8 protein-coding genes are annotated in these 7,025 nt (G+C 74.0%); 4 read left to right on the plus strand and 4 right to left on the minus strand.

The genetic code is table 11. The annotated features are described in order from the left end of the window. Together MCAG_RS24935 and MCAG_RS24940 are read left to right on the plus strand one after the other, a co-directional pair. Nucleotides 1-448: glycosyltransferase family 9 protein (locus MCAG_RS24935; RefSeq protein WP_198141622.1), on the plus strand; the 448-nt coding region annotated here is incomplete at its 5' end. Next, complete coding sequence (locus tag MCAG_RS24940) at nucleotides 432-1,415, plus strand: DNA topoisomerase IB (RefSeq protein ID WP_007075727.1); 984 nt, start codon at nucleotides 432-434, stop codon at nucleotides 1,413-1,415. The genes MCAG_RS24935 and MCAG_RS24940, both read left to right, overlap by 17 nt. 26 nt (nucleotides 1,416-1,441) lie before the next feature. On the opposite strand, the gene MCAG_RS24945 is transcribed toward MCAG_RS24940, so the two are convergent. Further along, complete coding sequence (locus MCAG_RS24945; protein ID WP_007075728.1) at nucleotides 1,442-1,885, minus strand: helix-turn-helix domain-containing protein; 444 nt, start codon at nucleotides 1,883-1,885, stop codon at nucleotides 1,442-1,444. Between the two features lie 160 nt (nucleotides 1,886-2,045). Here MCAG_RS24945 and MCAG_RS24950 point away from each other — a divergent pair, with 160 nt between their 5' ends. Then, complete coding sequence (locus tag MCAG_RS24950; RefSeq protein WP_007075729.1) at nucleotides 2,046-2,912, plus strand: aldo/keto reductase family oxidoreductase; 867 nt, start codon at nucleotides 2,046-2,048, stop codon at nucleotides 2,910-2,912. A gap of 109 nt (nucleotides 2,913-3,021) precedes the next feature. Here the strand turns inward: MCAG_RS24950 and MCAG_RS24955 are convergent, their stop codons facing one another. From MCAG_RS24955 to MCAG_RS35795, 3 genes are all read right to left on the minus strand, one after another. Further along, nucleotides 3,022-3,525 (minus strand): hypothetical protein, encoded by a 504-nt coding sequence (locus tag MCAG_RS24955; RefSeq protein WP_036375136.1) that lies wholly within the window; start codon nucleotides 3,523-3,525, stop codon nucleotides 3,022-3,024. A gap of 58 nt (nucleotides 3,526-3,583) precedes the next feature. Next, complete coding sequence (locus MCAG_RS24960) at nucleotides 3,584-5,215, minus strand: RecQ family ATP-dependent DNA helicase (protein WP_036375137.1); 1,632 nt, start codon at nucleotides 5,213-5,215, stop codon at nucleotides 3,584-3,586. 153 nt (nucleotides 5,216-5,368) lie between these two features. Continuing rightward, nucleotides 5,369-5,494 (minus strand): hypothetical protein, encoded by a 126-nt coding sequence (locus MCAG_RS35795; protein ID WP_255349000.1) that lies wholly within the window; start codon nucleotides 5,492-5,494, stop codon nucleotides 5,369-5,371. A gap of 149 nt (nucleotides 5,495-5,643) precedes the next feature. Between MCAG_RS35795 and MCAG_RS24965 the strand changes: the two genes are divergently transcribed. After that, the coding region (locus MCAG_RS24965) for a glycoside hydrolase family 3 N-terminal domain-containing protein (protein WP_007075733.1) at nucleotides 5,644-7,025 on the plus strand (1,382 nt) is incomplete at its 3' end.

A 7,025-nucleotide genomic window follows, 5' to 3' on the forward strand; every position in this document is an offset into this window, starting at 1 on the left:
CGGGCGGGGGCACCGGGTGGTGATCACCGGGTCGGCCGACGAGCGGGAGTTGGCTGGGCGGGTGGCGCGCCGGGCGGGCCTCGCGCCGGACGCGGTGCTCGCCGGCCGCACGGACCTCGGTGGGCTGGCCGCCCTGGTGGCGCACGCCCGCGTCGTGGTCAGCGGCGACACTGGCGTCGCCCATCTCGCCACCGGCTACGGCACCCCGTCGGTGGTCCTCTTCGGTCCCGCCCCGCCGGCCCGGTGGGGTCCCCCGCCTGGCCGACCGTGGCACCGGGCGCTGTGGGCCGGCGCCCGAGCGGGGAGCGGCGGACCGGAGGGTGATTGGTCCGCATCCGGCGGGGTAGAACCCCATCCGGCGTTGGCGGCGATCGGCGTCGAGGAGGTGCTGGCCGCCGTGACGGAAGCGGAACAGGCGGTGCGAGTTGCCGGTGCGGTTACGGCGTAGCGATCCAGGCGGGCCGGGATACGGCCGCCGTCGCCGCGGCCGGGGTTGGCTCTTCCTCGACCCGGCCGGCGACCCAGTCCGCGACCCGGAGGAGCTGGCCCGACTGCGGGAACTGGTGATCCCGCCGGCCTGGCGGCAGGTGTGGATCTCGCCACACCCGAACGGGCACATCCAGGCCACCGGCGTCGACGTCGCCGGGCGCAAGCAGTACCTCTACCACCCCCGGTGGCGGCAGCAGCGGGACGAGGCGAAGTTCGACCATGTGCTGGAGGTCGCCCACCGGCTCCCGGTGCTGCGCGAGCGGGTGGGGCACGACCTGTCCGGCCGGGGGCTGAACCGGGACCGGGTGCTGGCCACGGTCGCCCGGCTGCTCGACATGGGCATGTTCCGCGTCGGCAGCGACCAGTACGCCGTCGGCGACGACGCCACCTTCGGCGTGGCCACGCTGCGCCCCGAGCACGCGCGTAGCCGGGGCGGCTGCGTGGTCTTCGAGTTCCCCGCCAAGGGCGGCGTCGAACAGGTGCGCCGCATCGAGGACCCGCAGCTGTGCCGGGTGCTGACCAACCTGCGCCGCCGCAGGCGCGCCGCCGACCGGCTGTTCGGCTACTGGGACGGTCGGGCCTGGCGGGACGTGCGCAGCGACGAGGTCAACGGGTACCTGCGCGACGCCAGTGGCGGCGAGATGACCGCGAAGGACTTCCGCACCTGGCACGCCACCGTGCTGGCGGCCACCGAGCTGGCCGCCCACGCGCCGGCCCGCTCGGCGACGGCCCGCAAGAGGGCGGTGGCTTCCGTGATGCGGGAGGTCGCGGGTCTGCTGGGCAACACGGCGACCGTCGCCCGCACCTCCTATGTGGACCCCCGGGTGGTGGACCTGTTCCACGACGGCGTGGTCGCGCCGGTGGGGCCGCGGACCCCCCGGGCGGAGGCGGAGCTGCGGGTGCTGGAGCTGCTGGAGGACGCCTAGGGCCTGGGGGACGTGCCGGGTCGGGCTCAGGCGACGTGGTCGTCGTACGTCGCGCGGTTGGCGAGCACGTCGTCCATGTGCGCCTCGGCCCACCCCTTCAACCCGCGCACCGTCCGGTGCAGGGAGTGGCCGAGGTCGGTCAGTTCGTAGCTGACCGTGACGGGCACGGTCGGCACCACGGTTCGGGTGACCAGACCGTCGCGTTCGAGGGAGCGCAGCGTCTGGGTCAGCATCTTCTGGCTGACGCCGGCCAGCAGGCGCGACAGCTCCGAGTACCGCAGCGGCCGGGGTTCACCGGCGCAGTCGGCGCCGAACCGGTGCGAGCCGTCGCTGCCCAACGCGGCCAGCACCAGCGTGACCCACTTGTCCGCGATGCGGTCGAGTAGTTGGCGACTCGGACACTGTGCCAGAAAAGCATCGTATTCGGCCTTCGCCTGCGCTCTCTTCTGCTCCGCCGTCGTCGTTGCCATCGAACCGCTCCTCCCACCGCTGGTGCGTTACACACCTTCAGGTGCCTACTTCCGGACGGAAAGTTACTCGCTCACAGTGAAGCAGGCGTTGCGCGACGCGCCAGAACAGCCGCGATGCGCCGGAACAGATCGGCGTCACACGAAAGCCAGAGGCACGAGCATGACCTTCACTTCCCTTCCCGGCGGCACCTGGACGCTGGGGGACCTGACCGTCACCCGGTTCGGCTACGGCGCCATGCAGCTCGCCGGCCCCTGGGTCATGGGGCCGCCGGCCGACCACGACGGCGCACTCGCCGTCCTCCGCGAGGCCGTCGAACTCGGCATCACCCACATCGACACCTCCGACGCCTACGGGCCGCAGGTCACCAACCAGTTGATCCGGGAGGCGCTGCACCCGTACCCCGAATCGCTGCACATCGTGACCAAGGTCGGCGCGAACCGCGACCAGCGGGGCGGCTGGCCCCCGGCCCGCGACCCGGAGAGCCTGCGCCGGTCCGTGCGCGAGAACCTCCAGAATCTTGGTCTCGACGTGCTCGACCTGGTCAACCTCCGGCTCGGCGATGCCGAGGGGCCGCAGCCCGGCTCGGTCGCCCAGGCGTTCGAGACACTCGTCGATCTTCAGCAGCGGGGCCTGATCCGGCACCTCGGACTGAGCAACGCGACGCCGGAACAGGTCGCCGAGGCCCGGACGATCGCGCCGATCGTGTGCGTGCAGAACATGTACAACCTCGCGCACCGCCAGGACGATGCCCTGATCGACGCGCTCGCCGACCAGGGCATCGCCTACGTGCCGTTCTTCCCGCTCGGTGGCTTCACCCCACTGCAGTCCTCGGCGCTACAGGCGGTGGCCGCCCGGCTGGGGGCGGCGCCGATGTCGGTCGCCCTGGCCTGGCTGTTGCAGCGGTCACCGAACATCCTCCTGATCCCCGGCACCTCGTCCACGACGCACCTGCGCGAGAACATCGCGGGCGCGGGCCTCACCCTGCGCGAGGACGACCTCGCCGAGCTGGACAGGGTCGGCCGCTAGACGCACGCCGCGCCGGTGGCGCGAGTCCCAGGGAAGGCAAGCGGCCCGGCCGTCCCCGGTGCGGGGACGGCCGGCGCGTCGTTCGGGGAATCAGTCGTCGTTCGCGCAATCAGTCGTTGAGGACCTGGGCGAGCCGGTCGCGGAAGCGCCGCTCGGAGTCGCTCACCTGGTCGCCGCCGAGGCCCAGGATGCCGCCGCTGGGCGCCGCGGTCACCACGTGCTCGGCGATCTCCACCAGCCAGTGCTTGTAGGCGCCCGCCTCGCCCTCGTCGACCTTCTCGGCCAGCAGGTGGGCCGCCGAGGCCGCCCGGTTCAGCACGTCCTCGATCACCGCCCGCGGGTCGGCGGGCGCGATCAACGGCAGCTCCTCGCCGGCCTCCGGGTCACCCACCCGGGACACGATCTCGCCCGCCACGGCGGTTACGAGCCGGCTGCCCGACTCGCGGCCCGTGGCGATGCTCTCCAGCCCGGCCGCGTTCTCGGCCATGGTCCGGCGGGCGCCGTCGTGCTCGGCGGCGCTCGCCGCGGTCAGCACCGACTGCGGCAGGCCGACCAGCAGCCCCCACTCCTCGTCGGAGAAACCGAACCCGGTGTACGCCGGCTGCTCGATCACGACCGCGCTCCTCTCGTCTGTCCATCTCGGTGCCGTGGGCACGGTGGCCCGGCTCAGGCTAGTCGAGGGTCAACAGACCCTGTTCGGACACCACGCGCACCGACAGCGTCTTGTAGCCGACCTCGTCGAAGAGCACGGTCATCCGCTCGTCCTCGTAGCTGAGCACCAGGCCCGGCCCCCACTCGGGGTGGCGCACCTGGCTGTGCACCGGGAACGGTCCGCTGGCGCCGTCGTCGGCGACGCTGGTGCCGGCGAGGCAGTTGTCGCAGTGCCCGCAGACCTCGGTCATCTGCTCGCCGAAGTACGCCAGCAGCGCCTGTCCCCGGCAGCCGGTCGTCTCGGCGAAGGCCCGCATCATGTCCGTCCGCGACCGGGTCACGGCCCGCTGCCGCTCGGCCTCCGCCCGCGCCGCGTCGCCGGCCTCGACCGGGGTCGGGGAGTACCGGGGCGCGCCGATCCGCTGCCGCGACCGGGGCTCGGCGGCCCCGACCTGCTCCAGCAGGGCGAGGTACTGCCCCAGCTTGCGCGGCCCCAGACCGGTCGCCTCCGACAGTTCCTTCTTCGTCGCCGGCCCGCGCCGCAGCAGGGCGGCCAGGTCGCGCAGCTCGCCGGCGTCCGGCAGGCCGCCGCTGAAGAAGCGTTGCAGGCCGACGTCCTCGGCCTGCCAGAGCAGCAGCACCCGGGCCGGCTTTCCGTCGCGCCCGGCCCGGCCGATCTCCTGGAAGTAGCTGTCCGGCGAGTCCGGCAGCGCCATGTGCACCACCCAGGCGATGTTCGGCTTGTCGATGCCCATGCCGAACGCCGAGGTGGCCACCATGATGGGCACCCGGTCGGCGAGGAACGCCTCGTGCAGCTCGCCGCGCGCCCCGGCGGGCATGCCGCCGTGGTAGAACTCCGACGCGAAGCCGGCGCCGGTGAGCCGCGCGGCCAGTTCCTCGGCCGCCCGCCGGGTCGGCACGTAGATGATCCCGGGGCGGTTGTCCTCGCGCAGCAGGGCGAGCAGCCGCCGCCACCGGTAGTCCTCGGTGGGGCAGTGCGCGACCTCCAGGAACAGGTTCGGCCGGTCCAGCCCGGAGACGACCACCTCGGCGTCGCGCAGCCGCAGCCGGGCGATGATGTCGTCGCGTACCGGCGGGGAGGCGGTGGCGGTCAGGGCGACCACCGGGGGCCGGCCGAGGCCCTCGATGAGGTGACCCAGCGCCAGGTAGTCGGGGCGGAAGTCGTACCCCCAGGCCGAGATGCAGTGCGCCTCGTCGATCGCCACGAGTGCCGGCTTCAGCGACCTGACCTCCGCCATCCGGTCGGGGTTGGCCAGCTGCTCCGGCGTGATGAACAGGAACTCGGCCCGGCCCGCGCGGATCTCCTCGATCGCCTCCGCCTGCTGGGCCGGCGTCTCGTCCGAGCTGATCCGCACCGCCCGCAGTTCGGGGCGGCGACGCTCGTTGAGGGCCGCGATCTGGTCCTGCTGGAGGGCGAGCAGCGGGGAGATCACCACGGTCGGGCCGGGGATCAGGCTGGCCGGGATCTGGTAGATCGCCGACTTGCCGGCGCCGGTGGGAAGCACCACCAGGGCGTCGCGTCGCTTCATCACCGCGCGCATGGCGGCGAGCTGGTTGGGCCGCAGCGCTTTCCAGCCGAAGAGGCTTCGCGCCGCGCGGCGCAACGTCATGGAGTGCGTGGACAGCTTCATCGAGGGCCGGAGGTACCCCCGGCGATCACCGCCGAAACCCGCCGGGAAGGAGGGGTCCCTGTGCAGCGCAGGGGCCTCTCCTGGCACCTCGGGCAGCGCGGGGGATGGTCAGCGCGGTCCGGCCGGTGGATCGGGTCAGCGCCGGGATCGGGGTCAGCGACGGCCGAACATGGCCCGGATCGCGGCGAGCAGGAGCAGGCCGCCGACCACCAGACCGAGCAGGCGGACGCCGGGCACGTCGGCCGCGCTGGTGGCGTCGGCGAGCGGCGGGACGGGCATGTTGGGAACTCTCCCACGAAGGGCCGGCTCGCGCCAGAGAGTAACAGTAAGGTTTATTGACTGTTTGCCGGCGGTGATGTGACCATGGCAGCACCGCCGCGGGGCCGCGGCCGGTCCGACACGGCACAAGACGGGGGTACGGCAGCCGCATGAGCAGCGCACCGACGGGGAACCTGGCGAGCCTGGCGGCCGCCGTCCTGCAACCCGGATTCGTCGGCACCGCCCCGCCTCCGTGGGTCCGCCGATGGCTCCGCGACGGGCTCGGCTCGGTGGTGCTCTTCGCCCGTAACATCGTCGACCTCGACCAGGTCGCCGCGCTCACGGCCGCGCTGCGCGCCGAGCGTCCCGACGTCGTCGTCGCCATCGACGAGGAGGCCGGCGACGTCACCCGGATCGAGTCGCGTCAGGGCAGTTCCCGACCCGGCAACTTCGCCCTCGGCGTCGTCGACGACGCCGAACTCACCACCGAGGTGGCCCGCGATCTGGGCCGGGAGTTGGCCTCGGTCGGCGTCACCCTCGACTACGCCCCGGACGCCGACGTCAACTCCAACCCCGCCAACCCGGTGATCGGGGTACGCGCCTTCGGGGCCGACCCGGCCCTCGTCGCCCGGCACACCGCCGCCTGGGTACGCGGACTCCAGGCCGGCGGCGTGGCCGCCTGCGCCAAGCACTTCCCCGGCCACGGCGACACCCGCGTCGACTCGCACCACGACCTGCCCCGCATCGGCGGCAGCCGGCAGCAGCTCGACGCCGCAGAGCTGGTGCCGTTCCGGGCCGCCGTGGCGGCCGGGGTGCAGGCGGTGATGACCGGCCACCTGCTCGTCCCGGCGCTCGACCCGGAGCTGCCGGCCACCCTCAGCCCCCGCATCCTCGGTGGCCTGCTCCGCGAGGAGCTGGGCTTTCAGGGCGTGATCGTCACCGACGCGGTGGAGATGCGGGCGGTCGCCGACCGGTACGGCTTCGCCGGCGCGGCGGTCCGCGCCCTGGCTGCCGGGGCGGACGCGATCTGCGTCGGCGGCGAACGCGCAGACGAGGACGCCGCCCGGGAGCTGCGCGACGCGATCGTCGCCGCGGTCGTCGCAGGCGAGCTGCCCGAGGAGCGGCTGGCCGAGGCGGCCAAGCGCGTCGGGCAACTCGCCGCCTGGACGGTGGCCGCCCGGGCCGGCGCCCCGTCGCGCCCCACCGCCGCCCCGGAGGGCTCCCCGATCGGGCTGGCCGCCGCCCGTCGCGCCGTACGGGTCACCGCGACGGCTGCCGCTGCGGCCCTGCCGCTGGCCGCGGCCCCGCACGTGGTCGAGTTCGAGCCACCCCGCAACATCGCCATCGGCGCGGAGACCCCGTGGGGGATCGCCACCCCGCTCGCCGCCCTGCTGCCGGGCACGACCGCCGTCCGCCTCGGCGAGGGCGACCCGCCCGCCGGCGTCGCCGCCGGGGCCGTCGGCCGGCCGCTGGTGCTGGTCGTGCGCGACCTGCACCGGCACGACTGGATGCGCGCCGCCGTGGCCCGGGCCCTCGCCGCCCGCCCGGACGC

The sequence above is a fragment of the Micromonospora sp. ATCC 39149 genome (assembly GCF_000158815.1).
GTDB lineage: Bacteria > Actinomycetota > Actinomycetes > Mycobacteriales > Micromonosporaceae > Micromonospora.